Source organism: Rugamonas violacea (assembly GCF_016461825.1).
Lineage (GTDB): Bacteria > Pseudomonadota > Gammaproteobacteria > Burkholderiales > Burkholderiaceae_D > Rugamonas.
Window position 1 is genome coordinate 154,902 of the sequence record NZ_JAEMNU010000083.1, and the last position, 25,853, is coordinate 180,754.

The following is a 25,853-nucleotide window of genomic DNA, read 5'->3' on the forward strand; positions in this document are numbered from 1 at the left end:
TCGTCTGCGATGCAATACGTTGTTTCCGTCGAACCATACAAATAGAGCGCACGTCACGTGCCGAAATCCAAGAAGAATATTATGAATAAATTAATAATTTAATGATAATATTTATGCTGCGATTTCTCAAATAGCCTTGTTTACCATTCATGACTTGAAGATAGGGAACAAAAAATGCGTATCAGAAAAGCATTCGGCCTGTGTCTAACTGGCCTATCGGGACTCTCCATTTCGTTCAGTGCGCAAGCGGACAGCAGCGACAACATCTGCTTTCCCTTATATCGCGATGCCGGGGCGATCCCGATGACGGCCAGCTGCAAATTTGATGCCGTTGGCGCGGATTTCGGATTGGGCACCTATTTCTGTGGAAATAGCCCACCGATTGATCGCTATTGCGGCGAGGTGCTGAAGAAAAATTCATGCGATGCCGATGTCGGCCACCCGATCAACAGCAGTAACGGCAACAAGCATTTGACCGAAACCGATTTCAACGGCACCGGCCTATTTCCGCTGACCTTAGAACGCTACTACGACAGCTCCCCTCGCGCGCAACAACAAGGCGCGCTCGGCACACTCTGGCGCTCAAGTTTGGACCGCAAAGTGAGGGCGCCGCGCTCAGACAAGGCACTCGTTTACCGCCCGGACGGTACCGTCGTTTTCTTCACCGGCAGTGTGGGAAACTGGTTGGCCGGCAAAGGCGTCACCGACGTGCTGAAGCAACTGCTGGACGCCGCCGGCCAGACGACGGGCTGGTCGTTTCGCGACGCGGCGTCGGATACGGTCGAAACCTACGACGCCGGCGGCCACTTGACAAGCATCACCGCGCGCAACGGACAACGGCAGACTTTTACTCTCAGCACCAATCTGACCCCATCCACCGTCGCGCCCAAAGCCGGCCTGCCCATCGCCGTAAGCGACCACTTCGGCAAAAAAATGACCTTGACCTGGGACAATGCATCCCGCCTGGCCACGCTCACCGACCCCGGCAACCATACCTACAGTTACGGCTACGACGCCGAAGGACGGTTGACCAGCGTCACCGCCCCCAGCGAGACGACGCCGCTGTCCAGCAAGCGCTACCTGTACAACGAGCTGGCCTTGACGGCGAATGTATCGATCCCGTCCGCGTTGACCGGCATCATCGATGAAAACGATAAACGGCTGGCGACCTATCATTACGACGCCGAGGGCCGCGCCGTCGCGACGGAATACGCCAGCGGCGTGGACAAATACCAACTGAGCTATGGCGTCGGCGCCACCACCATCGTCGATCCGTTGCAGACCAGCCGGGTCTACACGTTCAAAAAGGTACTCGGCGCGCCCAGGCTGACGGGCATCAGCCAGCCCGGCGGAGCGGGTTGCTCGGCGGCATCCAATACCATCAGCTACGACGGCAACGGCAACGTGGCGTCGCGCACCGATTTCACCGGCACGCAAACGATTTACACCTACGACTTGGTACGCAATCTCGAAATCAGCAGGATCGAGGCGGCCACCCTGCCGGAAGCGCGCACGATCACCACGGAATGGCACCCAAGCCTCAGGCTGCGCACCAAGATCGCCGAACCCAAACTACTGACCACGCAAAGCTACGATGCGGCCGGCAACCTCATCACCCGCACGCTGCAGGCCACCAGCGACGCCACCGGCGCGCAAGGCCTGAAACCCACGTTCAACGGCGTCGCGCGCAGCTGGACTTACACCTACAACACGGCCGGCCAGTTGCGCACGGCCACCGGCCCGCGCAGCGATGTGCTCGAGCGCACCACCTACACCTACGACGATGCCACCGGCCAGCTCGCCACGATCACCAATGCGGCCGGACAGGTCACCCGCGTCAACCTTTACGATGACGTCGGCCGCCCCACCGTGGTGACCGAGCCCAACGGTGTCGTCACCAAGCTCGACTACTATCCGCGCGGCTGGCTCAAAAGCAGCAGCACACTGGCGCCGGGCGCCGGCACGGGCGACACCACCGGTTACGCCTATGACGACGCGGGCCTGCTGAAAACGGTCAGCCTGCCCGACGGCAACACCATAAGTTACCGCTACGACGACGCCCAGCGCCTGACCGGCGTCACCGACAAGCTGGGCAACACCATCAACTACATCCTCGACAACAAAGGCAACCGCACCGAGGACACCGTCAAGGATCCGGGCGGCGTGCTGAGTCGCCAAACAACGCGCGTCTACGACGCGCTCAACCGCATGCGGCAACAGACGGGAGGTATGCAATGAAACGCCACGCCAGGCAATTGATCACCGCGCTGCTGGCCGCCGCGCTGGCCCCGGCCGCTTTCGCGCAGGCGCGGCAAAACAGCACCTACCGCTACGAATACGACGCCGAAGACAGGCTGACCCGGATCACCAACCCGCAGGCCCAGGCCAGCGACCACGGCCGTGACGGGCTGGGCCGCCTCAAGCAGCAGTTGGCACCGGCACCGGTGACCGGCGCCGCCCGGCCCGCCATCAAGCTGGGCTACGACGGGCGCGACCAGCTCACTTCGGTGGCCGATCCGCGCCAGCTGCTCACCACTTACACGGTGGACGGCTACGGCCAGAGCCGGCAGCAGACCAGCCCCGACACCGGCGCCACCGCCACCACCTTCGACGGCGCCGGCAACCTGCTGAGCCGCACCGACGCGCGCGGCAAGGTCAGCACCTACACCTACGACGCCCTAAACCGCCTCACCAGCCGCACCTTCAGCGGCGCGCCCACGGTCCAATACGAGTACGACGGCGGCGTCGGCGGTCCCGCCGGCGCCATCGGCCGCCTCAGCAAGATCAGCGATCCCGCCTCGCAAACCAGCTTTGCCTATGACGCGCGCGGCCGGCTGGCCAGCACGGTGCAAACGGTCTACCTCAACACCCCGGCGCTCGTGCGCACGACCCGCTACACCTATGTCGACAGTGGCCCGGGCACCGGCAAGCTGGCCAGCATCGCCTACCCGAGCGGCAACCGGGTCAACTACGGCTACGACACCGCCGGACAGCTGGCCGGCCTGACGCTCAACCCGGCCGGGACGGGCGGCGTCACCGATGGTGCCACCCGCATTGCACTGCTCAGCCAGATCAGCTACGCCCCGTTCGGCGCCCCGCAATCCTGGACCTGGGGCAACCACAGCGCCACCAGCCCCAACCTGTATGCGCGCCTCTTCGATCTGGACGGCCGCCTCGTCGCCTACCCGCTGGGCAACGCCGCGCGCAACGGCCTGCAACGCATCGTGCGCTACGACGCCGCCAGCCGCATCGCCGCGTTCGAGCATACGGGCGGCGCCTCGGCATCGCCCGCGCCGGCCAGCTTCGACCAGCGCTTCGGCTACGACAACCTGGACCGCCTGACCAGTTTCACCAGCAACAGCGGCACGCAAGGCTACGGTTACGACGCCAGCGGCAACCGCAGCACGCTCAGCTACGGCGCGGCCAGCTACAACTACGTCACGTCGCCTGCCAGCAACAGGCTCGACAGCACCTCCGGCCCCCTCCCCGCCAAGCGCTACGACTATGACGACGCCGGCAACCTCATCCGCGAGCTGAACACCAGCTACACCTACCGGGACTTCGGCCAGCGGGTGCAGATGTGGCGCAGCGCCACCGACAACGCCAGCTACGAGCATAACGGACTGGGGCAGCGGATCAGCAAGCGCAGTCCGTTGCTGGCCAGCGGCGCCAACGTCTACGCCTATGACGAGGCGGGCCATTTGCTGGGCGAATATGACGCCGCCGGCGTGGCGCTGGAGGAAACTGTCTACCTGGGCGACTTGCCGGTGGCGGTGCTCAAGCCCGGCGCGCCGTCCGCGCCGAACATCTATTACGTGTATGCGGACCAAATCAACACCCCACGCGTGATCACCAGCGCGGCCGGCAACGCAATTGTCTGGCGCTGGGATGCCGCCGATCCCTTCGGCGTGGCCCATCCGCTAGAGAACCCCGGCGGCGGCGCTGCCTTCGTGTACAACCTGCGCTTCCCCGGGCAGTTGTTTGACTTCGAGACGATTACCCATTACAACTACTACAGGGATTACGATCCGCAGACCGGGCGGTATGTGCAGAGCGATCCGATTGGGCTGGCGGGGGGCATCAACACATATAGCTACGCGCTCGGAAATCCGGTCAAGTACACGGACCCTACCGGTAGATTTGTTCCGCTGGTGATCGCCGGAGTTTGCGCTGCCGGCGGATGCGAAGCAATCGGCGGCGCGCTTGCTGGCGCGGCAATCTGGTGGGGCCTTAACCACAATAAAATGAAGGGCCCGATTCGCAATGATTCCGAGGGCGAGAAAGTTTGCCCACCCCGACCAGATTTTGATTGGAATGATCCATCAGTCCCGCCTAAAGGCCCAGATGGCACGGAATGGCCGTGGCGTGGCCCGGATGCTCCGGGAGGCCCTCGTGGAGGGTATGTGAACCCAAGTAACCCGGACCAAAGTGCTCATCCAGACTTAAATCATCCAGCGCCAGTGGGCCCGCATTGGGACTTTACTGATCGTAAAACTGGTGGCTGGCGCATATACCCCGATGGTTCAGTAAGGCCAAAATAATGGATAAAATCGTTTCGATATCGTTACCAGTCGATGTGGCGTTGGAATACATCCAAGACGTTTTCCACGATGCGGGCGCGTCCGGCAAGGGCTCAGAGGACTATACACTAGCACCAGAGAACATATTTGCCCTTGCACCCGAGAGTGTCGATAGCAGTCAACTGTTGGATTTTCTTCATGGAGGGGTTTTGGAGCCCATGCCGAAGGTTTTCGACGGTCGAACATTAGTTCAATGTGTCCCGTCTACGGTCGAGATTGCGGCCAAAATTGTATGCGAACAATTAACGCTATCTGAGCAACCTGCGTTATGGCTGCACGAAGCTCTTCTGACGCAAGAGGAGCTAGGGGCAAGGAACTTGCCGCATGTATCCGTTGACGGAGCGATTTACCTCGTGTTTACTGGCAGCTTTGATTCAAGCCGTGTTGCAGAGTTAATTCGGTACAGCCAACAAAGCTGGCATTTTCTTGCTTTCGTCGTTGACGGCACGAACACCCCGGGCTCCGTCGCTGAACTTATTCGTGCCGCCAAGTTTATCTTGATTGGTGCTTATGACGGGGAAAGTTTTCTGTACCTCGATGGCCCCGCGCAGGTGCGCACCAGTGCCGACAAACGTACACGAACGGAGCAGTGAGGTAAGAGTTGGCCGCGTCAACGTCAGTTGACGTGGGCCGTATCCCGTTCATATCTTGCTCGTATCCTGTCGTAGTCTATTCGTATCTAGTCGTATCCCGTCTGGGCTGCTGAAAAATCCACTGGGGTACGAAAACCCCCGCAAGACACTGTGGTGACGGGGTGCGCGGGGAGTCCCCGCAGCCCCCTCCAATTCCTCACACATCACGCAACCCTCCGGGTTGGCCAGAAAGCCCGCCGTTGCAGGCTTCCCACGTATGACACTATCTCATTCCGCGTATGACGCTACCCGCCAAAAATGACCATACCGCCCGCCGTTAGGGGCGGTCTTTGTTAAACACGGGCGGTGCTGCTCTTCTATTTTAAATAAAAAAAGCCGCCCCCAACCCGCCCAATTTAAGAATAGATGACGTGACGTATGCTTATAATTAAAAAAATACGGGACGAAAAGTTTCTTATTCTTCTATGGGTTCTCATTCCTGCCCTCATAATTAGCATTTCTTCTTATGGTTTTTTCATCGGAGATGTAATGGGGGGGGTGCTGTTAAGTTTTTTACCTGCCGCCTTCATTACCGTTATTTCCGTTGCGGCGGCGTTGTTTGCTAAAAAATCAGTATTCAAGTTGGCCCGATATGTGTGGTTGACGGTGAATCTTACGGCGTTGCTTGTCGCGACGTTATCGGCAAATCGCCCCATTGCAGACGCAGTGGAAGGTGCAGAGACGCTTTTGGCTTACGCAATGTTAATTCTGTCTTTTCCTTTTGGCCTTCTGGTACCGTACGTAATAATGATAAATTTCTTTGTTTTGAAAAATTCAAGTGGCATTGCCAGCTTGTGCGGCATGTGGTTCGGCTTCTTCATGGTTGGTTATATTCAATGGTTCTTGCTTTTCCCGCTTATAATTAATAAGATCCGGCCAAGATAATACAACTACACAGGGATTATTCTACGCAAACCGGGCAATCTACCGGACTTAACGAAACTTGACTTCTATAGCTTATCCAGACTTAAATCATCCTAGCCCAGTGGGGCACATTGGGATTTCACTGATCGTAAAGCTGGCGCCTGGCGCATATATCGCAATGGTTCAGTAAGGACTAAGGGCACTTCGAAAACCACCAAATTGTCGCTCCGCATCGGCGGACCGCCGCGTAGGCGGGAACCCATGCTGAGCCAATGGACATGCGGGGTATAGATTCCCGCCTGCACGGCGGTCCGCCGATGCGGAATGACGGTTTTTCCAGATTTCCATAAGGCGGGCACCGCACACAAAATATTACAAAGGTAAAGTCCGGCCGGCTGCCGGCGGCGCGGGGATTGCGCTATGATCGACGTTCAGCTTGCTTGTAAGAACGTTGTTATACGTTTTTGAAAGATTACCTTGAAACAGATCTGCACCTTCGGCGCCTCCAATTACCGCATCGGCGACCTGCAACTGCTGCGCGACTCCGACGACGAGGCGGCCATCGCCAAGCTGCTGGCCGACTGCCCCATCGTCCGGGTGGCTAGCGGCGAGGTGGTGGCCGACGCCAGCCGCGCCCGCCTCTACATCGTGCTCAGCGGCGCGCTGGCGGTGGCCGCCGACACCCGCACCGGTATGGCCGACGGCACCGTCAGCAAGGTCTTGCCGGGCGAGAGCGTGGGCGAACAATCGGTGCTCGACGAGGAGGCCAATTTGTCGTCGATCAGCGCGCTGGAGGACAGCGAGTTGCTGCTCATCGAAGCCGAACTGGTGTGGCAATTGATCGACGAGTCGAACGCGCTGGCGCGCAACCTGCTGCGCCTGCTGTCCTTCCGCATCCGCGCCGCCAACGCCCAGTTGCGCCGGCGCCAGAAGCTGGGCGAGTTCTACCGCCAGTTGTCGATGATCGACGGCCTGACCGGGCTGTACAACCGGGCCTGGCTGAACGACCTGCTGCCGACCATGATCGCCACCGCGCACGGCGCCGGCACGCCGCTGGCGCTGATCATGATCGACCTCGACCACTTCAAGAAGTTCAACGACCAGCACGGCCACCTGGCCGGCGACGAGGCCTTGCGCGCCGCCGCCCACGTGCTCAGCGGTGCGCTGCGGCCGACCGATTTCGCGGTGCGCTACGGTGGCGAGGAGATGATGGTGCTGCTGCCGGACACCAACAGCAAGGTCGCGCTGCTGGTCGCCGAGCGGCTGTGCGAGCGCATGCAGAACGCCGTGGTGTTCGGCGACATGCGCCTGCCGCTGCCGCATATCACCGCCTCGCTGGGTGTGGCCAGCCTGCGGCCGGGGCAGGACGGCGAGGCGCTGATCGCGGTGGCCGACGCCGCCCTCTACCGCGCCAAGGACCAGGGCCGCAACCGCGTGGTCACCGAGCCGGCCGCGGCGGCGAATGAGTGAATGGAAGCGCGGCCGAGCTGACTGAGCGGAGCTATGGCCAGCCGGCGGCAAAGCGGCTAGGCGGCCTTGGCGAAGGCGACGCGCGCCGTGCTCTTGCCGCCGGCGCTCGCGCTCACGCCGAGCGTGCTGCCGGCGCCGGCTGCCGTGTCGGCCGCCGCGTCGTCGCCGGCCGGCTTGGACTTATGTGCCGCCAGGAAGTCGGCATAGCCCTTGTCGACCAACTCCTGGGTCTTGTCAATATTGCTGGCGATGCCGCCGCCCAGCACGTTCAGGCCGCGCAGGATGCCGCGCGCCTCCGAGAAGCCGGTGGCGGAACCGCCGCGTATCGTGTCTAGGAACTTCTGCAACACCACGTCCGGGTCCTCGCCCGGATGCTGCTGGCGGAAGGCATCGTAAAAAGCCGTCGACAAGGCTACAATGCGGCCCGCCGTGCCCTCCGGCGTGTTGTCTTGCGACACCGCGTTCTGGATCGCGTTGTCGCCGAACTGGTCCTTGAGCGCCTCGTTGACGCCGGTCAGCGCCGACTTGAGCAGCAGCGCCAGCGGATCGTTGCCGGCGCCGATGGACACCGTCAGCGAGGCCTGCACGATGGAGGCGTTGAGCTGCCCTTTGGCCTTCTGCACGGCGCTCAGGCCGCTGTCGTCCTTGGTTTTGACATTCTCTGTGGCCGGGGCGGCCGGGGCCGCCGTGGCGGCGCCAGCAACGGCGCCGACGGAAACGGGATTTGACACGATAGCTCTCCTTGGTCCAGCATTCTGTGCGAGCATACGGGCGGCGAGCGCCCCCGGCCGGAACAGAATTGCAATAATTATAATAACGGCAGAAAATCAGAAAACTGTAGCCCTTTTTTTAGTGAACTCATGAGCACCCATACCTTCCTCTGGCACGATTACGAAACCTTCGGCGCCCAGGCGCGCCGCGACCGGCCGGCCCAGTTCGCCGCCATCCGCACCGACGCCGAGCTCAACGAGATCGGCGAGCCGATCATGTTGTATTGCCAGCCGGCAAATGATTTCCTGCCCGACCCGCAGTCCTGCCTGATCACCGGCATCACGCCGCAGCAGTGCCTGGAGCTCGGCGTGCCCGAGCACCAGTTCGCCGCCACCATCGAGCAGGCCTTCGCCAAGGCCGGCACCATCGGCGTCGGCTACAACACCATCCGCTTCGACGACGAGATCACCCGCTTCATGTTCTGGCGCAACCTGATCGACCCGTACGCGCGCGAGTGGCAACACCAGTGCGGCCGCTGGGACCTGCTCGACGTGGTGCGCATGACCCACGCCCTGCGCCCCGAGGGCATCGAGTGGCCGCTGCGCGAGGACGGCAAGCCCAGCTTCCGCCTGGAACACCTGGCCGCCGCCAACGGCCTGCTGCACGAGTCGGCGCACGATGCGCTGTCCGACGTGCGCGCCACCATCGCGCTGGCCCGCCTGATCCGCCAGAAGCAGCCCAAGCTGTTCGACTTCTGCTTCGCGCTGCACAAGAAGGACCGCGTCGCCGACGAGATCGGCATGCAACTGGCGCCCGCCCTGCGCGCGCCCTTCCTGCACGTGTCCGGCATGTTCCCGACCGAGCGCGGCTGCCTCGGCCTGGTCTGGCCGCTGGCGCAGCACCCGTCGAACAAGAACGAGGTGATCGTCTGGGATTGCAGCCACGACCCGCGCGAGCTGTTCACGCTGGACGCCGACACCATCCGCACCCGCATGTTCACGCGCGCCGACGCGATGCCCGAAGGCATGACGCGGCTGCCGGTGAAGAGCATCCACCTGAACAAGTCGCCGATGCTGGTGGCCAATCTGAAGACGCTGACGCCGGCCATGGCGGCGCGCTGGGGCATCGACCTTGAACAAGGCCGCGCCAACGCCGCGCTGGCGGCGGCCGGGCCGGACATGGGCGCCGTCTGGGCCCTGGTGTTCCAGCGTCCCGCCGCGGCCGAGTCGCTCGACGTCGACGAGGATTTGTACGGCGGCTTCGTCGGCAACAACGACCGCCGCCTGCTCGACTCGCTGCGCAAGGAAAGCCCGGCCAAGCTGGCGAGCCTGCGGCCCTCGTTCGACGACCAGCGCCTGCAGGAATTGCTGTTCCGCTACCGCGCGCGCAACTTCCCGCAGACGCTGAGCGAAGCCGAGCAGGCGCAATGGGAGGAGCACCGCGCGGCGCGCCTGTTCGACGGCGCCGGCGGCGCGCGCACGGTCGACCAGTTGTTCGGCGAAATCGACCACCTGCAGGAGACCGCCGACGAGCGCGGCGAGGAGATCCTCGGCGCGCTGTACGACTACGCCGAGATGGTGGCGCCGGCGCGCTACTAAGCGCCGGCGGCAAGACAAAAAAATGGCCGGGGCGCGCGTGGCGGCCCGGCCATTTTCACATCAGCTCAGCAACTCAGCCGCGGTGCAGATTGATCGCGTCGCGGGTTTCCAGCGCCACCCGGCGGGCGGCGGCGGCGAAGTCCTCGCCCGGCTGGCGCGCGGCGTACAGAATGGCGCGCGAGGAATTGATCATCATGCCCATGCCGTCGGCGGTCTTGCCCGAACCGACGGTGGCGGCGATGTCGCCGCCCTGGGCGCCGATGCCCGGCACCAACAACGGCATGTCGCCGACGATGGCGCGCACCTGCGCCAGTTCCTCCGGGAAAGTGGCGCCGACCACCAGCGCGCACTGACCGTTGCTATTCCACTTCTCGGCCACCAGGCGCGCCACGTGCTGGTACAAGGGCTTGCCGTCGACCTGCAGGAATTGCAGGTCGGAGCCGCCGGCGTTCGAGGTGCGGCACAGGATGATCACGCCGCGGTCGCTCCACTCCATGTACGGCTCGACCGAGTCGGAGCCCATGTAGGGGTTGACGGTGACGGCGTCGGCGCCGTAGCGGTCGTAGGCCTCGCGGGCGTACTGGCGCGCGGTGGCGCCGATATCGCCGCGCTTGGCGTCGAGGATCAGCGGAATGTGCGGATGCTTGGCGCGCAGGTAGGAACAGATGTTCTCCAGTTGGCGCTCGGCGCCCAGCGCCGCGAAGTAGGCGATCTGCGGCTTGAAGGAGCAGGCCAGGTCGGCGGTGGCGTCGATGATCTCGGTACAGAACTTGAAGATGCCGTCCGGATCGTTCTGGAACTGCGGCGGCAGCTTGGCCATGTCCGGGTCCAGGCCCACGCACAACAGGGAGTCGTTGGCCGTCCACGCGGCAGACAATTTATTAATGAAATTCACGACACACCCTTCTATTCAGTTGCAAACCCTCCATTGTACCGCGCCGGCCGCCGACCGGGCCGGGCGGCCCGGGCGGTGGACGGAATCGGCGCGACGCGAACGCCGGTCGCCGCCCGGCTGAGGTATATTCAAGGTATCTTATTGCGGGAGTCAGCATGTCCACCACCTTGCCACCGAATTCCTTCTGGTCGCGCCTGCTGCGGCTGAGCCTGTTTGCCGGCCTGCTCGGCGCCCTGCTGTCGGGCTGCGGCTACAACGATTTCCAGAGCCGCGACGAGGCCAGCAAGGCGGCCTGGGGCGAGGTCGTCAACCAATACCAGCGCCGCGCCGACCTGATTCCCAACCTGGTCAACACCGTCAAGGGTTACGCCAGCCACGAGAAGGACACGCTGGAGGCGGTCACCCGCGCCCGCGCCGCCGCCACCAGCTTCCAGATCACGCCCGAGGTGCTGAACAACCCGGCCGCCTTCCAGAAGTTCCAGCAGGTGCAGGGCGAGCTGTCGGGCGCGCTGTCGCGCCTAATGGCGGTGTCGGAGAAGTATCCCGACCTGAAGGCCGACACCAGCTTTCGCGACCTGCAGTCGCAGCTCGAAGGCACCGAGAACCGCATCACCGTGGCGCGCCAGCGCTACATCGTCACCGTGCAGGAGTACAACATCCTGGCGCGCAGCTTCCCCAGCAACCTGACGGCGATGATGTTCGGCTACCAGGTCAAGCCCTCGTTCACGGTGGAGAACGAAAAGGCCATCTCGACCGCGCCGACCGTCAATTTCGGCAAGTGATCCGATGAAGCCGCCGCCGCTGCACTCCCTGGCGCTGTTGCTTGTGCTCTGGCTGGCCGCAGGCCTGCCGGCGTCGGCGCAGCAGTTGCTGGCGGTGCCGGCGCTGAGCGCCCACGTCACCGACCAGGCCGGCATGCTCGACACCCAGCAGCACGGCGCGCTGGAAGCCGTGCTGGCCGACTACGAGGCCAAGACCGGCAGCCAGATCGCCGTGCTGCTGGTCAAGAGCACGGCGCCCGAGGCCATCGAGCAATACAGCATCCGCGTCAGCGACGCCTGGAAGCTGGGCCGCAAGGGGGTCGACGACGGCGTGCTGTTGCTGGTGGCGAAGGACAATCCGCCGGCCCTGCGCCGCCTGCGCATCGAGGCCGGCCGTGGCGTGCAGGGCGTGCTGACCGACGCCCAGTCCAAGCGCGTGCTGCAGGACGTCATCGCGCCGCACTTCCGCCAGAACGATTTCTACGGCGGCCTGGTGGCCGGCGTGGGCGCCATCAGCACCTTGCTGAACCAGGAGAAATTCCCCGCCGGCGGACAGAATGCGGCGCCCGGCGAGGCGGAAAGCGACCTGGTCCTGTGGCTGCCGCTGCTGTTCTTCGCCGCTCTGGTGGCGGTGGCGCTGCTGCGTTCGCGCGGTGGTCCGCGCGTGGCGCGCGGCAGCTGGGGCGCCGGCGCCAAGGGCGTGCTGCTGGGCGCCGTGCTCAACGAGCTGAGCCAATCGGGCCGCCATGGCGGCGGCTTCGGTGGTGGCGGCGGCGGCGGCGGTGGCTTCTCCGGCGGCGGCGGCGGTTTCGACGGCGGCGGCGCCTCGGGGAACTGGTGATGAGCGAGCAGATGAACGATACGAACAATCCCAACGATACCAACGATACAGCACGCGATCCAAGCAGCGCCGCCCTGTTCGGCCGCTGCGCGCGCGCCTGGCGCCACCTGTGCAGCACCACCGGCGCCGGCCGCCGCGCCTTTCCGCCGGCCACCTTGGCGGCGATCGAGGCGGCCATTCAGGCCGGCGAGCGGCAGCACCGCGCCGAAATCCGCCTGATCGTCGAGGCCGCGCTGCCGCTCGCGGCCGCCTTCGACAATGTCTCCAACCGCGCGCGGGCGCGCCAGTTGTTCGCCCAGTACGGCGTATGGGACACCGAGGAGAACTGCGGCGTGCTGGTCTACATCAACCTGGCCGAGCACGCCGTCGACATCGTCGCCGACCGCAACGTCGGCCGGCTCGTCGCGGCCGCCGACTGGCAGGCCGTCTGTGCCCGCCTGACCGAGGGCTTCGCCCGGGGCGACTTCCACGCCAGCACGCTGGCCGCGCTGGCGCAGCTGAACGCGCTGCTGCAACGCCACTTCCCGGCCGACGGCCCCCGTCCCAACCAGTTGCCCAACGACGCCATCATCCTGTAGGTTAGAATCCGCCATCGCAACAGGGCGCCACAAGCGCCCTCAACCCTCGCTAGGAAGACCATCCGATGAAACTATCCCAACAAGTCGCCATTGTGACCGGTGCCACCCAAGGCATCGGCCTGGCCTGCGCCAAACGCCTGCTGGCCGAAGGCGCCAGCGTGATGCTGGTCGACATCAAACCGGAGGGCGCCGCCGTCGCCGCCGAACTGGGCGAACAAGCCCGCTTCTTCGCCGCCGACGTCAGCCAGAAGGCCGATGTCGACGCCATGGTGGCGGCCACCTTGGCCGCCTTCGGCCGCATCGACATCCTGGTCAACAACGCCGGCGTCACCCACGCCGCCGATTTCCTCGATCTGACCGAGGACGACTTCGACCGCGTGCTGCGCATCAACCTGAAGTCGATGTTCCTGTGCGGCCAGGCGGCGGCGCGCGAGATGGTCAAGCACCAGCGCGGCTGCATCATCAACATGTCCAGTGTCAACGCCGAGCTGGCGATTCCGAACCAGGTGCCCTATGTCGTGTCCAAGGGCGGCATCAACCAGCTGACCAAGGTGATGGCGCTGAACCTGGCGCCGTTCGGCGTGCGCGTCAACGGCATCGGCCCGGGCACCATTTTGACCGAGTTGGCCAAGCAGGCCGTGCTGTCCAGCCCCGAAGCGCGCAACACCATCCTGTCGCGCACCCCGCTGGGCCGCTGCGGCGAACCGGAGGAGGTGGCCGGCATCGCCGCCTTCCTGGCCAGCGCCGACGCCAGCTACATGACCGGCCAAACCATGTACGTCGACGGCGGCCGCCTGGCGCTGAATTACACGGTGCCGGTCAAGGACTGAGAGTGGGAGGAAGATGAGGAGAGGTTCGTGGAGATATTCGCAAAACATATGTCTGGTATCCGAAACAACAATTAGACATATATGTGGCGGCGCAGCATAATGCACCTGTCTCCACTATTCTCCTCCAAGAAAATAGTTTTAAGCCCGCTTTAACCAGCGGGCTTTTTTTTGTCCATTTTTCGGCGCCGGCCGTTTCCGCCGCCAGACCGGGTGCGCCGCGCCGCCGTCCCGGCTGGTCTTTGCGCACTGTCATAACAGCGTCATATTGCCCCCTTATACTGATTCACATCTGCGGTACATGCAACCGATGTGCATGACCACAGGCAGGTGCGCCGGGCCAGTTTCGGCGCACCACTCCCCTTTCTCCGGCGCCGCTGCCGCAGCGACGCCAAGCACCTCTCTCTTGACCCATAACCGGGTTTTTTAGCCCGCTATCAACAGCGGGCTTTTTTTGTCCGGCGAACATGGTATCGTTCGCCTCTTTCGTTTGCCCGGTTCATCATGCGCACCCTGCTCAGCCAATTATTCCTCACCGCCAGCCACGCCAAACTGCGCTACTGGAGCGCGATGGTGTTGTATCTGCTGATTCTGATCCTCGGCTCCATTCCCGGCGCCCGCAGCGACATCGGCAACGTCGCCTCCGGCCTGCTGCTGCATTCCTGTGCCTACGCCGGCCTGGCCTTCCTGGTCTTCACCGGCGGCAGCGGCGCGCCGGCTTGGCGCGCCGGCAAGGCCCTGCTGACCATCATGCTGATGGGCGCATTGGACGAGTACGTGCAGAGTTTCTTTCCCTACCGCCACGGCGCGCTGTCGGACTGGCTGGTCGACTGCAACGCCGCCCTGCTCACCTCGCTGCTGATGTGGGCGCTGTGGCGCCGCTACAAGGTGCTGCCGGCGGCCTGATCGAGGCGCCGCCGGCAGTCCTCAGCCGTGCGACAAGCCGTCGTTGAGGTCGGCGCCGGCCTGGCCGCCATTCGCCGCCGCGTCCTTGCCGTCGCCAAACTCCAACTTGCTCTGGGCCTGGTCCAGCGCCAAATCCAAACCGATCCGGCGCAGGATGGTGCGGGTCTGGCGTCGGCTGTCGGCATTGCCCGGCAGACCAATCGAGCGCTGCGCATCGAGCCGCATATCCAGCAGCTGCTCGGCCTTGGCCAGGCGCACCAGCCCCTGCAGGGCCTGGCCAAACACATGGCGCTTGTGCGCATCCAGCTGCTCGCCGTAGGTAGAAACAATTAATTCCTCAATAATATTTTCCGTTGCTCGCATCCGCATCATAGTGCCCCTTGGATTTCGACCGAACGATTATTGCTTGCTCACAGCCGGATTCTTTTGAGATTTATCAACTGTTTCGTTTTAGGAATGAAATTGCCTGCCTGTCAAAGATTGCAGGCCATTCCGACAAGCGTGCTCAACAGATTTTCGATTTGATTTAGCTCAATGCACAGGCGAAGGCGACAGAACAAAAACGACGCATTTTTCTCTTATATCAAGTGGACGTTTTTCCGTGAGGAAGACGGACGACGGTAAGGACTTTATTCAACTATTTGATTGAATAAAATGCGTGGGCAAAACAATCAACCTCGGGAGATCGGCATGAATATTCAACAACGTAGGGCCTGGCTGGGTGCGGCATTCCTGCTGGCCGTCAGCGCCTGCAGCACCGACAGCAACCGCTACAACAACAGCTCCACCGACAGCACCACGGACGGCAGCACTCTCAACAGCACCAGCAGTGGCACCACCAGCAGCTCGGGAACGGGAACGGGAATGGGGAGCGGCGGCAGCGCCGGCAATACCAGCGCCACCGAGACGAACAATGGCATGGCAGGTGGCACCGCCGGCATGGGCGACCAGCCGCGCAGCAGCGCTCAAAGTGCGCAGAGCACACCGGGCACGCCTAACGTTCCCGGCATGACGCCATCCAGCAACGTGGCGGCATCGTATGGCGCGGTGCAGGCGATCGACCAGATGCAAAGACAGGATATTTCGGCCGGCACGATCGGCGCGGCGGCGGCCGGCGGCGGCATCGGCGCGCCCACCGACAAGGTCTACCGCATCACCGTGCATCTGGACGACGGCAGCAACCAGATGGTGGTGGTCGACGCAATGCCGAACTACAAAATCGGCGACCGGGTACGCTACAGCAATGGCGTGGTGGAGCGGTATTGAGCAAGGCCGCGGCAGCGCCGTCCGCCGATCGGCCTCAGTAGCTCGGCTCGGCCTCAGTAGATGCGTTCAACCTCGTAGCCTCGGCGTTTGAGCAATTGCGGCACGCTGTTCTCGCCGAGCAAATGCAGCAGGCCAACGCCGACGAAGGGCCGTTGATCGTGCTGCATGATGCGTTCGATGGCGCTGACCATTTCCGGGTTGCGTTTGCCCAGCAAGGTTTCCTGCAAAAAACTCGCCGAAATCGTGGGGCCGCTGGTCAGGTCGCGCCACAACGCGTTCATGCGCGGTGCGTCGGCGGCACTCCAGGCGTCGACCAGGTTCTGCGAATTGCGTAGCGCGCGGCCATCGTCCAGGTCGGCGAGGTTTTCACGTAGATACTGCTCCTGCTGCCGGTCGTCCAGCGAGTCGAACAGGGCCAACTGATAATCGGCGCTCTCCAGTTCGCGCACCGTCTTGTCCTGGCGCTTGGCGGCGGCCAGCAGGAAATATTCAACCCCCTGGCCGCGTTCCAGACCCTGCCCCTCCAGTTGCATTCCGACCAGAATGTTGGCCACCAACCAGGGTTTGTACTGCTCCACCGAGCGCAGCGGTAGACCGGCCTTGGTCAGCGCCTGCACCAACTGGCGCAGCGTGGCCGGTGCCAGATGGTGGACGATACTGTCGCCGGCCGGATAGCGGCCATGCTTGTCCAGCGCCTGCTGGAAGGGCAGATTGTCGCGGATATCCAGCTCGATGACCAAGGCGCCGGCGTCTGCCAGCGCGCGGGTCACCTCGGGTTCAAGGGGAAAGAAAGCCTGCTTGCCGACATGGATGGTGCCGAACAGATAGGCGCTGCGGCCCTCGTGGCGCACGCGAAACAACGCGCCCCGGCGCTGTGGCACATCCGTCGTCTCCAGCTCGATGGGCACCGCAAAGGCCGCCGGACCGCCCGGCACAGTCATTTCCACCGCGCCCGCCGGCTGGCCAAGCAACAGGAAAAATACGGCGCATAAAGAAGAGCGCAAGGCGGAGCGCAGCGGTAATGTCGAGCACATACAGTTTCCCCTGCCGGCGGCGGGCGCACGCTGGCATCGAACAGCTTGGATGAATGAGAATAAATTGGAATAAAAGAAGGCCGCAGAATGCGTTACCGTTTCCAATGGTAAAGCATGATGCGGCCTCGGGGAATGGTTTTATCGATTACTGGCGATTTTTAAAAATCGATTACAACATGAAATAATTACATCAATTGGCAATAATATATCGACGAAAATTGCGATATTCAAATCAATGCTTGTTGATTGAATCAGATTTTGCCGTCGCCAATTCCACCAGCACCGCCGTATACATTTGCAGATTCAACAGCAGTTGTTTCTCGGTAATGAACTCGTGCTCGGAATGGCCGCTGTAGACGGTTCCCGGCATGGCCGGACCGAAGCTGACGGCGTTGGGGAACAGCCGCGAGTTGGTGCCGCCGCCGATGGAGATCGGCTTGGCGTCGGCGATGCCGGTGTAGTGGGCGAACACGCCGAGCAACGTGGCCAACTGCGGCGCGTCGTCGCGCACCCAGGGATCGCCGATTTCGGCGCTCAGGCGCGCCTGCGGCATGCGCGCGTTCTTCCACACGTCGAAGGCTTGTTGCACTTCGGCCGACAACGCGGCTTTGCTCTTGCCGCGCGGACGGCGCAGATTGATGTTGAGCTCGATCCCCTCGGCGGTCTGCTTGAGGACGGTCGGCGCCACCGTCATCGGCCCCATGAAGCCATCGCTGTAGGCGATGGCGCCGAAGCGCTCGCCGGTCAGGCCGGTGCCGACCATGTCGTTGAGAAAGTTGACCATCGCGGCGGCGGCCGTGCCGTCCCAGGGCTGCACGTTCAGCGCGTCGGCCAGCATGCTGATGGCGTTGAGGCCGTCCTCCGGCTTGGACGAGTGGGCGGCATGGCCGCGCGCCACCACGGTCAGCTGTAGCCGATCGCGCAGGAACTGGTAACGCATCCCGGCCTGCCCTTCGGCGCGGCGGCGGATCGCCTGCTCCAACTCGGCACCGGCGGCCTCGATGACGGCGCTGGCATCCTCCGGAATCTGGCTGCCGAAGAAGCCGCCCTTGAAGGCGGCCAGGCGGGCCGCGCCGGCCGGCGCCGAGGCCGCGCTAGAGGTCAAAGCCGAGGCCGGCTGTAGCGTTGGCGTTGGCGTCGGCGTCGGCGTCGGCATGGTCACGGTCAACGCACCCCAGCCCTTCTCCGCCACCACCACCGGATATTCGGCGTCGAGCGTGATGTTCATCTGCGGCGGCTTGTGCTTGGCGAGGAAGGCTTGCAACGGCGCCCAGTCCGACTCCTCGCCCATGTAGACGTACAGCTCGATGCGCTTGCGCAGGCCCGGCTGGCGGTCCTTGATCGCCTTCATCGCATACAGCGCGGTGGCGATCGGCCCCTTGTCGTCCTCGGTGCCGCGACCGAGCAGGCGGCCCGGCTCGCTGACACGGTCCAGCACGAACGGCGACTTGGCCCACTTCGACGGGTCGACCGGCTGCACATCGCCGTGGGTGATCACGCCAACCCGTTCGCTGCCCTTGCCCAGGCCGATCACCAGCACCATGCCGTAGTCGTGAAAATCGAAGCCGAGACGGCGCGCCTGCTCGCGCAGATAGCGCTTGAAACCCTGCTGCTGTGGATTGCGCTCAAATGGAACGGCCGGGTCGGCCACCGTATTGAAACTGACCATGCGCTCCAGGCTCTCGACGACGTCGTCGCGATAGGTCGCCAGCGCGTAGTCGGCGGTGGCCAGGGCCGCCGCGCCGGGTGGCGCGGCCGAGGCGGCGAGCGGTGCCAGCAGGACGCCGGCGAGCAGGGGCAACAGCGACGATACGGCGAGTTTCTTCAGCATGGGAGTCGGCAAAGCTTATCAAAAAGAAAGGCTTTCGAGGATAGCACAGCCCTTCTTTTGACGTACTCAGCGGTAGTTGGCCATGATGTGCTGCACCGCGCCATCCCTGAGCAGCTGGGCGATCGCGGCGTTGACCTCGGCCAGGCTGGCCTGGCCGCGCGGCGACACCGCACACTGCCCCAGATAGTGCTTGACCAGCAACGGCGGGTGCACCTGCAGCCGGCTGCCGACTTTCTGATGATAGTCCAGCGAGCTTTGCTGGGTGAGCACATGGTGCATGCGTCCCACCGCCATCTTGCGAAAATTGCTTTCGTTCGAAGGGCCGTCGTCGCGCACGAAGGCGCCGCCCAACGCCTGCTCCAATATCGGATAGGTGTAGCCGAGCACGGTGGCGATGGGCTGGCCGGCCAGCTCGGCCAAGGCGTGTGGACGTGCTGCCGATACCTGGGTCACCAGCACCTCGCTCATCGGGAAGAAGGGCTCGCTCCAGAGAAATTGTCCCGGCAGCCAGGCCGGCACATACATGCACAACAGGTCGGCCTGGCCGTCGTTGAGCGCCAGCGCGATGCGCTTGCGCGGCAAGGCGAGAAAGCGCGGCGTCTTGCCCATTTTCTGCGCCAGCGCGCGGCCCAGTTCCATGTGTATGCCGCCGGACAACTGCCCGCCATGGAATTGCGCCATCGGCATTTCCGTGCCGGTGTCGACCAGCACCACCAGCTCGCCCGCCTGTGTGCGATGGACAGCGGCGGCGGCGGCGGCGGCCGATACTGCCAGCGGCCAGCCGGCGGCGCAGGCCAGCAACAGCGCCAAGGCGCCCCTGCGGCGGCGGCCGGGCGGCGCGCGGTGATAGTGATCGGTGTGCATATGCGTCCTGGCCCGGCTTCCATCCATCCCAAGCGGTGCCACGTCGGCGCCGCATGCACCAATTATAAGCGCAGCGCCGCCCGGTGCGCTCGACTCACTGGCAAACCGATACCCACATCTTGACCAGGGCCTTCATTGAAAGCGGCCGCAACGGCCCGATATGTGGGCCATGATCCCATTCTCCATCCTCGACCTGTCGCCGATCGCCGAAGGCAGCAACGCTTCCGCATCGCTCCGCAACACCCTCGACCTGGCGCAGCACGCCGAACGCTGGGGCTACCAGCGCTACTGGCTGGCCGAACACCACGGCATGCCCGGCATCGCCAGCGCCGCCACCGCCGTGGTCATCGCCCACGTCGCCGGCGGCACCTCGACCATCCGGGTCGGCGCCGGCGGCATCATGCTGCCCAACCACTCGCCGCTGGTGGTCGCCGAACAGTTCGGCACGCTGGAAGCGCTGTTCCCCGGCCGCGTCGACCTGGGGCTGGGCCGCGCCCCCGGCTCCGACCAACTGACCGCGCGCGCCCTGCGCCGCAACCTCGACAGCGACGCCGACGCCTTCCCGCAGGACGTTCAGGAACTGCAAGACTACCTGTCCGACAACCCGCGCCAGCGCGTGCTGGCGGTGCCCGGGCGGGGCGCCAAGGTGCCGCTGTGGATCCTGGGATCGAGCACCTTCGGCGCCCAGTTGGCGGCCCACCTCGGCCTGCCGTTCGCCTTCGCCTCGCACTTCGCGCCGCAGATGATGCTGCAGGCGCTGGAGCTATACCGCAACAACTTCCAGCCCTCGGCCCAGCTCGACAAGCCGTATGTGATGCTCGGCTTCAACGTGTTCGCCGCCGACAACGACGCCGACGCGCACTTCCGCGCCAGTTCGATGCAGCAAGCCTTCGTCAACCTGCGCAGCGGCCGCCCCGGCCAACTGCCGCCGCCGCGCGCCGGCTACCTCGACCAATTGGCGCCGCCGGAACGCGCCATGCTCGACGCCGTGCTGTCCTGCTCGGCCATCGGCGCGCCGGCCCGCGTCGCCGAACAGCTGCAAGCCTTCATCGCCCGCACCGGCGCCGACGAGCTGATGATCACCTCGCAGATCTTCGACCACGCCCAGCGCCTGCGCTCGTACGAGATCACGGCCGAACTGCACCAACAGTTGGCCTAAACAGTTGGCCTGAGCGCGCCGCCGCAGCGGCAAGGACCGCAAGGATGGCGACAGCGGCAACATCGGGGCCGCACGGCAGCGATTTGCCGGGCCGGTTAAAATAGCCTGCTACCGAACTCAGGAGCACGCCTTGACCCAGCCGCACACCCAACGCGCGCCCCACCCGCAGCCGCAAGATTCCCACACTACTTCGGCGCCGGCGCCGGCGCCGGCGCCGGCCGACATCGCCCCCGGCATGGTCTGGTTGCTGGCCATCGCCAGCGGCCTGATCGTCGCCAACCTGTACTACGCGCAAACCCTGGTCGGCCCGATCAGCCGCGCCACCGGCCTGACGCCGGGCGCCGCCGGCCTGATCGTCACGCTGACGCAAATCGGCTACTGCCTCGGCCTGCTGTTCATCGTGCCACTCGGCGACCTGCTGGAAAACCGCCGACTGATCTTCACCGCCCTGCTGACCTCGGCCGTGGCCCTGCTGGCCGCCGCCTGCACCAGCAGCGCGCCGCTGTTCCTCGCCGCCGCGCTGTGCATCGGCCTGGGCTCCGTCGCCGCCCAGGTGCTGGTGCCCTTCGCCGCCCACCTGTCGCTGCCGCACACGCGCGGCCAGACGGTCGGCAAGGTGATGAGCGGGCTGCTGCTCGGCATCATGCTGGCCCGCCCCGTCGCCAGCCTGGTGGCCGACGCCTTCGGCTGGCACAGCATCTTCGTGCTGTCGGCGCTGGGCACGGCGGCGCTGGCCTTCGTGCTGCGCCGCAAGCTGCCGCTGCGCCAACCCGACTCGACCTTGCGCTATCCCGCCCTGCTCGCCTCGATGTGGCATCTGCTGCGCGCCACCCCGGTGCTGCGCCGCCGCGCCCTCTACCAGGCCTGCATGTTCGGCGCCTTCAGCCTGTTCTGGACCACCGTGCCGCTGGTCTTGGCCGGCCCCTACTTCCGGCAGAGCCAGACCGGCATCGCCATCTTCGCCCTGGTCGGCGTGGCCGGCGCGATCGCCTCGCCGATCGCCGGCCGCCTGGCCGATCGCGGCCACACCCGCGCCACCACCGCCGTCGCGCTGGCGATCGGCGCGCTGGCCTTCGTGCTGCCGCTGTTGCTGCAATGGGGACGTGTGGCCGACCTCGGCCTGCTGGTGTTGACCTCGATTCTGCTGGACATGGGCGTGTCGGCCAACCTGGTGCTGGGCCAGCGCGCCATCTTCTCGCTCGGCGCCGAGGTGCGCAGCCGCTTGAACGGGCTGTACATCGCCATCTTCTTCGCCGGCGGCGCGCTCGGCTCCTCGCTGGGCGGCTGGATGTTCGCCCAGCACGGCTGGCGCGGCGTGTTGTGGAGCGGACTGGCCTTCCCCACGGCGGCGCTGCTGGGCTATGCCAGCGAGTTCATCGGCAAACGCAAATAGACGACCGCGCTCAGTGCGACCACAGCCGCACCTGGCCCTGCAAGGACACGGTGCCGTTGATGTTCAGGCTGCCCAGGTTGCCGCTGACGGCGGCGTTCGGATCGGTCTGCACGCTGAGCGATTCGAAGCCGAAATTGGTGTAGTGCACATAGCCGGGCAGACCGATCTGGATGTAGTCGCCGCCACCGTCGCCGCGCTGCTTGACGCCCAGGCTGACGGCGAACATGTCGACCACGCCGCGCACATTCTTGATGACCACATAGCGCGTCTGGCCGTCGCCGTTGAAGCCGAGCGAGAGCCGGCTGTCGCTGACGGCGCCGACCAGGGTCGGATCGTTCAGCACGACGTGGGCGGCGAAGCTGATGCCGTCGCCGCCGCTGACCTGCGACAACTCCGCGTCGTCCAGCGGACGCAGCGGCTGCCCGGCCGCCCGCGCGCCCAAGCTGCCCAACAGCAGCATGGCGGCCAGCGCCGTGCGAAGGAAAGTGGCGCCGCCCATCTCAGCGCCTGAACTTGATGTCGAGATACTGGATTTGCATCGAACCGATGCGCGAGGAACCCAGATCCACCGTCGGCTGGCCCGGGCTGCTGAAGGAGATGTTGTCGATCACCAGGCCGCCGGCCGGCGCCGCGCCGCTGCCGTAGCGCGCGTCCGGCCAATCGATGCCGATGTGCAGGCGCGGGCCGGTCTCGTCGGTCAGCGCGTTGATCACCGCCGGCTGCGCCGCCACGTCGGCGATGGCCCACGGCGTCTGGTTGAAGTTGCCGTTGGCGTCGACGCCGCCCAGGTGGATGCCGCTAAGGGCCATCTGCTCGCCGCTGTTGTCGCGGCCGCGCGGCCGCAAGGCCAGTTGGCCGACGTCGAGCCGCAGCGCGGCGCCGAAGGCGACACCGTCATTGACCTGCGGCGTGGAAAACTGCAGCCCGCCGCCATACATCACCACATCGCTCATCACCACGCTGCCGTTGCCGCGCGCGATGCCATCGGCGTTGACGCCCCAGTCGTAGGCGAACTGCCAGCGCTGCTCGCCATTGCTGTTGAGCGGAAAGGCCAGCTTGACGACGTCGGCCAGGCCGGCCGCGCCGGCGACGATGTCGAGCCGGTAAGGGTCGGAAAACGGCAGCGGATTGTCGCTGCGCGCGGCGGCGAAATTGTCGACGTAGACGCTGGCGCCGAGCGCCGTGGTGTAGGTGACGCGGGCGTCGCCGCTCATGGCGAAGCCGTTCAGGTCGAAGCTGACGCCGTCGCGCCCGCGCACGTTCGACAGGGCGCCGTCGCTCAGCGCCTCCATCGCCAGCGCCGCCGGCGCCGCCACGCCGGCGCCGACGCCGACAAGCAGGCCGAACGCGACCAGCAGCGCGGCGCGGCGCGGTACTAGAGAAGTGCGTGGCGCAGTGCCTGGCGCGCGCATGCTCAGCGCACCTTCGGCAGGTTGGGCGGCACCAGGCCGTTGGTGCTGATGGCCTGCAACTTGTCGCGCCAGTTCAACCAAATGCCGGCCTGCGCCATGTCGGGCATGGTGGTGGTGCCGGACGGCGCCTGGAACTGCACGCCGGTTTTCAACGCGGAAATCCAGAAGTCGCGGCTCGGTCCGCTGGCATCGCCGGCCCGCACGCCGCCCAGTTGCGCCAGCGGCAGACAGGGCGCGGTGCAAGCGCCGTCCCAGCGCTTGCCGCCGCCCAGCGTGTCGCTGCGCGAATCGAGCAGCAAGGCGCTGCCGTCGGCCGCCGTGGCGCCGACCTGCAGCGAGCCGGACAGGGTGTTCAATTTGAGGCCGATGTCGCCGCTGATGGCGTCGAAGCCGAAGCGCATGCCGATCACTTCGCGCGTCGCGTTGTCGGCCGCGCTGCGATAGACGAATTCAAAGTACGGGTTGCTGATGTGGACCAGGCGCTGCGCCTCGCCGGCGTCGCTGCGGCCGAACTGCAGATAGGGCATGTCGATGTCGGCGCCGCCGCCGTTGCGCGCGGCGTAGTTGTACTCGCCCAGGCGCATGTTGCGGAAGTTGGCGCTCAGCGAGATGTCGGCATCGAGCGCGACGCGGGTGAAGTCGAAGCCGCCCAGGCTGCTGTTGTTCATCGCCAACAGGCCCTGGCCGCGCGAGTTGGACATCTCCTCGTCGTTCAGCGGCTGGAGTTGCGCCCAGCTCGACGGCATCGCCAGGGCCGCCATCAACAAGGGCAGCGCGTGCAGCGCGCGCGGCAAACGCCGCGGCGACAGGCGCGGGGTGCGCGGGACGGCAAACCGGCCCGGCGGGAATGGGGTGATTGTCATGGTCGTTTCGATCGCGCAGTGGGCGAGCGTTCTGCGCCCGCACGGAGGGATGACAGGCCGCCGGCATCGCCGGCGGCTTATCGGTCCAGGCGGGAGCGGCCGCGGGCGCGGCCGTCCAGCCCGGACCTTCAGACGATTAGTGCGCCCAGATCCAGACTTGGGTGCCGCGCAGATCGATCTGGTTCATCGCCATCGAACCGTAGGAAGCGGTGCTGTGGCCCATCTTGATCGAATCGACCGAGACGTTCAGCAGTTTGCCGGCGGCCACTTGCACGTCGGCCGGGATGGCGATCTGCACCACGTCGCCGCCCGATGCCGCGTTGTAGAAGGTGCCCGGATTGGTCACACCGGCGGCGCCGGCGGCTTGCAGGAAGGAGTTGCGCGACAGGATGTCGATGCTGGCGGCGATCAGGCCGTTGATTTTGATGCCGTTGAAGCTGACCGAACCACCACCCAGGCCGTTGGCGTCGACCGCGTCGGTATCGGTGTAGACGAAGGAATCGATCTTGATGTTCAGGTTGGCCGCGATCGACACGCCGTCCTGGCCGCTGACGGTGCTCAGCTCGGCGTCCTGGATCGGGGTCATGGCCGAGGCGGACAGGGCCAGGGTTGCCAAGGCTGCTGCGACTGCGGTTTTGATGATTTGCATGGTGTCTCCAGAATTTGGTTTTGGTTAATTGTTATGGTGTTTTTTTCAAGACTGCGGAGCCAGTGTAGGGTCCGCTTCGCTGCCGGTCCAGCGTGCTGCGCTGACTTTCGCGGCCAACCATCAGGCCTGGGAAGCCAGCGCAGCCTTAGCCGATTAGTGCGCCCAGATCCAGACTTGGGTGCCGCGCAGATCGATCTGGTTCATCGCCATCGAACCGTAGGAGGCGGTGCTGTTGCCCATCTTGATCGAATCGACCGAGACGTTCAGCAGCTTGCCGGCGGCCACTTGCACGTCGGCCGGGATGGCGATCTGCACCACGTCGCCGCCCGATGCCGCGTTGTAGAAGGTGCCCGGATTGGTCACACCGGCGGCGCCGGCGGCTTGCAGGAAGGAGTTGCGCGACAGGATGTCGATGCTGGCGGCGATCAGGCCGTTGATTTTGATGCCGTTGAAGCTGACCGAACCACCACCCAGGCCGTTGGCGTCGACCACATCGGTATCGGTGTAGACGAAGGAATCGATCTTGATGTTCAGATTCGCCGCGATCGACACGCCGTCCTGGCCGCTGACGGTGCTCAGTTCGGCGTCCTGGATCGGCGTCATGGCCGAGGCGGACAGGGCCAGGGTTGCCAGGGCTGCGGCGACTGCGGTTTTGATGATTTGCATGTTTATCTCCAAGAATAGTTGTATGAGTGCGAAGGTTGATTTGCGAATTACCG

The 25,853-nt window shown here is 64.7% G+C and carries 25 protein-coding genes; 14 read left to right on the forward strand and 11 right to left on the reverse strand.

Annotated elements, in window-relative coordinates; genetic code table 11:
• The first annotated feature begins 174 nt into the window (after positions 1 to 174).
• The 5 genes from H7U20_RS16695 to H7U20_RS16715 all read left to right on the forward strand — a co-directional run bounded on the left by H7U20_RS16695 (position 175) and on the right by H7U20_RS16715 (position 7,546).
• Positions 175 to 2,238 (forward strand): DUF6531 domain-containing protein, encoded by a 2,064-nt coding sequence (locus tag H7U20_RS16695; protein WP_199760270.1) that lies wholly within the window; start codon positions 175 to 177, stop codon positions 2,236 to 2,238.
• Entirely contained in the window at positions 2,235 to 4,541 is a 2,307-nt protein-coding gene (locus tag H7U20_RS16700) for an RHS repeat-associated core domain-containing protein (RefSeq protein WP_199760271.1), read from the forward strand. Before H7U20_RS16695 ends, H7U20_RS16700 begins: the two co-directional genes overlap by 4 nt.
• Positions 4,541 to 5,173, forward strand: coding sequence for a hypothetical protein (locus H7U20_RS16705; protein WP_199760272.1), 633 nt, complete (start codon positions 4,541 to 4,543; stop codon positions 5,171 to 5,173). The genes H7U20_RS16700 and H7U20_RS16705 overlap by 1 nt, the downstream gene beginning before the upstream one ends.
• A 417-nt stretch (positions 5,174 to 5,590) precedes the next feature.
• Entirely contained in the window at positions 5,591 to 6,097 is a 507-nt protein-coding gene (locus H7U20_RS16710) for a hypothetical protein (RefSeq protein WP_199760273.1), read from the forward strand.
• 456 nt (positions 6,098 to 6,553) lie between these two features.
• On the forward strand, positions 6,554 to 7,546 hold the full coding sequence (locus H7U20_RS16715) for a GGDEF domain-containing protein (protein ID WP_199760274.1): 993 nt from the start codon (positions 6,554 to 6,556) through the stop codon (positions 7,544 to 7,546).
• Positions 7,547 to 7,602: 56 nt separating this feature from the next.
• Here H7U20_RS16715 and H7U20_RS16720 read toward each other — a convergent pair whose 3' ends face one another.
• On the reverse strand, positions 7,603 to 8,277 hold the full coding sequence (locus tag H7U20_RS16720; protein WP_199760275.1) for a DUF5610 domain-containing protein: 675 nt from the start codon (positions 8,275 to 8,277) through the stop codon (positions 7,603 to 7,605).
• Between the two features lie 129 nt (positions 8,278 to 8,406).
• Between H7U20_RS16720 and sbcB the strand changes: the two genes are divergently transcribed.
• Positions 8,407 to 9,855, forward strand: a complete 1,449-nt coding sequence (gene sbcB, locus H7U20_RS16725; protein WP_199760276.1) for an exodeoxyribonuclease I — start codon at positions 8,407 to 8,409, stop codon at positions 9,853 to 9,855.
• A 73-nt stretch (positions 9,856 to 9,928) separates the two neighbouring features.
• Here sbcB and pyrF read toward each other — a convergent pair whose 3' ends face one another.
• On the reverse strand, positions 9,929 to 10,750 hold the full coding sequence (gene pyrF, locus H7U20_RS16730; protein WP_199760277.1) for an orotidine-5'-phosphate decarboxylase: 822 nt from the start codon (positions 10,748 to 10,750) through the stop codon (positions 9,929 to 9,931).
• Between the two features lie 155 nt (positions 10,751 to 10,905).
• Here pyrF and H7U20_RS16735 point away from each other — a divergent pair, with 155 nt between their 5' ends.
• The 5 genes from H7U20_RS16735 to H7U20_RS16755 all read left to right on the forward strand — a co-directional run bounded on the left by H7U20_RS16735 (position 10,906) and on the right by H7U20_RS16755 (position 14,663).
• A complete protein-coding gene (locus H7U20_RS16735) occupies positions 10,906 to 11,532 on the forward strand; it encodes a LemA family protein (protein ID WP_199760278.1) in 627 nt (208 codons plus the stop codon).
• A gap of 4 nt (positions 11,533 to 11,536) precedes the next feature.
• Positions 11,537 to 12,352 (forward strand): TPM domain-containing protein, encoded by an 816-nt coding sequence (locus H7U20_RS16740; protein WP_199760279.1) that lies wholly within the window; start codon positions 11,537 to 11,539, stop codon positions 12,350 to 12,352.
• Positions 12,352 to 12,930 carry a TPM domain-containing protein gene (locus H7U20_RS16745; RefSeq protein ID WP_233410812.1) on the forward strand — a complete coding sequence of 193 codons (579 nt, stop codon included), beginning with the start codon at positions 12,352 to 12,354 and terminating at the stop codon, positions 12,928 to 12,930. The genes H7U20_RS16740 and H7U20_RS16745 overlap by 1 nt, the downstream gene beginning before the upstream one ends.
• Positions 12,931 to 12,995: 65 nt before the next feature.
• Complete coding sequence (locus tag H7U20_RS16750; RefSeq protein WP_199760280.1) at positions 12,996 to 13,760, forward strand: SDR family NAD(P)-dependent oxidoreductase; 765 nt, start codon at positions 12,996 to 12,998, stop codon at positions 13,758 to 13,760.
• A gap of 501 nt (positions 13,761 to 14,261) precedes the next feature.
• Positions 14,262 to 14,663, forward strand: coding sequence for a VanZ family protein (locus H7U20_RS16755; RefSeq protein ID WP_199760281.1), 402 nt, complete (start codon positions 14,262 to 14,264; stop codon positions 14,661 to 14,663).
• A 21-nt stretch (positions 14,664 to 14,684) separates the two neighbouring features.
• On the opposite strand, the gene H7U20_RS16760 is transcribed toward H7U20_RS16755, so the two are convergent.
• The gene (locus H7U20_RS16760) at positions 14,685 to 15,035 is read right to left on the reverse strand and encodes a hypothetical protein (protein WP_199760282.1); all 351 of its coding nucleotides are present in this window, start codon (positions 15,033 to 15,035) and stop codon (positions 14,685 to 14,687) included.
• Positions 15,036 to 15,353: 318 nt separating this feature from the next.
• Between H7U20_RS16760 and H7U20_RS16765 the strand changes: the two genes are divergently transcribed.
• On the forward strand, positions 15,354 to 15,929 hold the full coding sequence (locus H7U20_RS16765; protein WP_199760283.1) for a hypothetical protein: 576 nt from the start codon (positions 15,354 to 15,356) through the stop codon (positions 15,927 to 15,929).
• 53 nt (positions 15,930 to 15,982) lie between these two features.
• Here H7U20_RS16765 and H7U20_RS16770 read toward each other — a convergent pair whose 3' ends face one another.
• The 3 genes from H7U20_RS16770 to H7U20_RS16780 form a co-directional block, all read right to left on the reverse strand.
• Positions 15,983 to 16,870 (reverse strand): TraB/GumN family protein, encoded by an 888-nt coding sequence (locus H7U20_RS16770; protein ID WP_199760396.1) that lies wholly within the window; start codon positions 16,868 to 16,870, stop codon positions 15,983 to 15,985.
• A 325-nt stretch (positions 16,871 to 17,195) separates the two neighbouring features.
• Positions 17,196 to 18,794 (reverse strand): dipeptidase, encoded by a 1,599-nt coding sequence (locus tag H7U20_RS16775; RefSeq protein WP_199760284.1) that lies wholly within the window; start codon positions 18,792 to 18,794, stop codon positions 17,196 to 17,198.
• A 66-nt stretch (positions 18,795 to 18,860) separates the two neighbouring features.
• Positions 18,861 to 19,658 carry a substrate-binding periplasmic protein gene (locus tag H7U20_RS16780; RefSeq protein ID WP_199760285.1) on the reverse strand — a complete coding sequence of 266 codons (798 nt, stop codon included), beginning with the start codon at positions 19,656 to 19,658 and terminating at the stop codon, positions 18,861 to 18,863.
• Positions 19,659 to 19,827: 169 nt separating this feature from the next.
• Between H7U20_RS16780 and H7U20_RS16785 the strand changes: the two genes are divergently transcribed.
• Together H7U20_RS16785 and H7U20_RS16790 are read left to right on the forward strand one after the other, a co-directional pair.
• A complete protein-coding gene (locus H7U20_RS16785; RefSeq protein WP_199760286.1) occupies positions 19,828 to 20,817 on the forward strand; it encodes an LLM class flavin-dependent oxidoreductase in 990 nt (329 codons plus the stop codon).
• 235 nt (positions 20,818 to 21,052) lie between these two features.
• Positions 21,053 to 22,210 carry an MFS transporter gene (locus H7U20_RS16790; protein WP_199760397.1) on the forward strand — a complete coding sequence of 386 codons (1,158 nt, stop codon included), beginning with the start codon at positions 21,053 to 21,055 and terminating at the stop codon, positions 22,208 to 22,210.
• Positions 22,211 to 22,220: 10 nt separating this feature from the next.
• On the opposite strand, the gene H7U20_RS16795 is transcribed toward H7U20_RS16790, so the two are convergent.
• The 5 genes from H7U20_RS16795 to H7U20_RS16815 form a co-directional block, all read right to left on the reverse strand.
• Positions 22,221 to 22,709: a hypothetical protein gene (locus H7U20_RS16795; protein ID WP_233410813.1), complete on the reverse strand. Its 489-nt coding sequence runs from the start codon at positions 22,707 to 22,709 to the stop codon at positions 22,221 to 22,223.
• 1 nt (position 22,710) lies between these two features.
• Positions 22,711 to 23,622: a hypothetical protein gene (locus H7U20_RS16800; RefSeq protein ID WP_233410814.1), complete on the reverse strand. Its 912-nt coding sequence runs from the start codon at positions 23,620 to 23,622 to the stop codon at positions 22,711 to 22,713.
• A gap of 2 nt (positions 23,623 to 23,624) precedes the next feature.
• Positions 23,625 to 24,485 (reverse strand): hypothetical protein, encoded by an 861-nt coding sequence (locus H7U20_RS16805; protein ID WP_233410815.1) that lies wholly within the window; start codon positions 24,483 to 24,485, stop codon positions 23,625 to 23,627.
• A gap of 136 nt (positions 24,486 to 24,621) precedes the next feature.
• A complete protein-coding gene (locus H7U20_RS16810) occupies positions 24,622 to 25,134 on the reverse strand; it encodes a DUF6160 family protein (RefSeq protein WP_199760287.1) in 513 nt (170 codons plus the stop codon).
• 153 nt (positions 25,135 to 25,287) lie between these two features.
• Positions 25,288 to 25,800 carry a DUF6160 family protein gene (locus H7U20_RS16815; protein ID WP_199760288.1) on the reverse strand — a complete coding sequence of 171 codons (513 nt, stop codon included), beginning with the start codon at positions 25,798 to 25,800 and terminating at the stop codon, positions 25,288 to 25,290.
• Positions 25,801 to 25,853: the final 53 nt, after the last annotated feature.

Excerpts from the sequence above, each read along its gene's own strand:
- sbcB (WP_199760276.1), top strand. The coding sequence starts at position 8,407 with ATGAGCACCCATACCTTCCTCTGGCACGATTACGAAACCTTCGGCGCC.
- H7U20_RS16790 (WP_199760397.1), top strand. The coding sequence starts at position 21,053 with ATGGTCTGGTTGCTGGCCATCGCCAGCGGCCTGATCGTCGCCAACCTG.
- H7U20_RS16735 (WP_199760278.1), top strand. The coding sequence starts at position 10,906 with ATGTCCACCACCTTGCCACCGAATTCCTTCTGGTCGCGCCTGCTGCGG.
- H7U20_RS16700 (WP_199760271.1), top strand. The coding sequence starts at position 2,235 with ATGAAACGCCACGCCAGGCAATTGATCACCGCGCTGCTGGCCGCCGCG.
- H7U20_RS16710 (WP_199760273.1), top strand. The coding sequence starts at position 5,591 with ATGCTTATAATTAAAAAAATACGGGACGAAAAGTTTCTTATTCTTCTA.
- H7U20_RS16695 (WP_199760270.1), top strand. The coding sequence starts at position 175 with ATGCGTATCAGAAAAGCATTCGGCCTGTGTCTAACTGGCCTATCGGGA.
- H7U20_RS16705 (WP_199760272.1), top strand. The coding sequence starts at position 4,541 with ATGGATAAAATCGTTTCGATATCGTTACCAGTCGATGTGGCGTTGGAA.
- H7U20_RS16765 (WP_199760283.1), top strand. The coding sequence starts at position 15,354 with ATGAATATTCAACAACGTAGGGCCTGGCTGGGTGCGGCATTCCTGCTG.
- H7U20_RS16780 (WP_199760285.1), bottom strand. The coding sequence starts at position 19,658 with ATGCACACCGATCACTATCACCGCGCGCCGCCCGGCCGCCGCCGCAGG.
- H7U20_RS16805 (WP_233410815.1), bottom strand. The coding sequence starts at position 24,485 with ATGACAATCACCCCATTCCCGCCGGGCCGGTTTGCCGTCCCGCGCACC.
- H7U20_RS16775 (WP_199760284.1), bottom strand. The coding sequence starts at position 18,794 with ATGCTGAAGAAACTCGCCGTATCGTCGCTGTTGCCCCTGCTCGCCGGC.
- H7U20_RS16815 (WP_199760288.1), bottom strand. The coding sequence starts at position 25,800 with ATGCAAATCATCAAAACCGCAGTCGCCGCAGCCCTGGCAACCCTGGCC.
- H7U20_RS16760 (WP_199760282.1), bottom strand. The coding sequence starts at position 15,035 with ATGATGCGGATGCGAGCAACGGAAAATATTATTGAGGAATTAATTGTT.
- H7U20_RS16750 (WP_199760280.1), top strand. The coding sequence starts at position 12,996 with ATGAAACTATCCCAACAAGTCGCCATTGTGACCGGTGCCACCCAAGGC.
- H7U20_RS16810 (WP_199760287.1), bottom strand. The coding sequence starts at position 25,134 with ATGCAAATCATCAAAACCGCAGTCGCAGCAGCCTTGGCAACCCTGGCC.
- H7U20_RS16745 (WP_233410812.1), top strand. The coding sequence starts at position 12,352 with ATGAGCGAGCAGATGAACGATACGAACAATCCCAACGATACCAACGAT.
- H7U20_RS16785 (WP_199760286.1), top strand. The coding sequence starts at position 19,828 with ATGATCCCATTCTCCATCCTCGACCTGTCGCCGATCGCCGAAGGCAGC.
- H7U20_RS16740 (WP_199760279.1), top strand. The coding sequence starts at position 11,537 with ATGAAGCCGCCGCCGCTGCACTCCCTGGCGCTGTTGCTTGTGCTCTGG.
- H7U20_RS16770 (WP_199760396.1), bottom strand. The coding sequence starts at position 16,870 with ATGACTGTGCCGGGCGGTCCGGCGGCCTTTGCGGTGCCCATCGAGCTG.
- H7U20_RS16755 (WP_199760281.1), top strand. The coding sequence starts at position 14,262 with ATGCGCACCCTGCTCAGCCAATTATTCCTCACCGCCAGCCACGCCAAA.
- H7U20_RS16795 (WP_233410813.1), bottom strand. The coding sequence starts at position 22,709 with ATGGGCGGCGCCACTTTCCTTCGCACGGCGCTGGCCGCCATGCTGCTG.
- H7U20_RS16800 (WP_233410814.1), bottom strand. The coding sequence starts at position 23,622 with ATGCGCGCGCCAGGCACTGCGCCACGCACTTCTCTAGTACCGCGCCGC.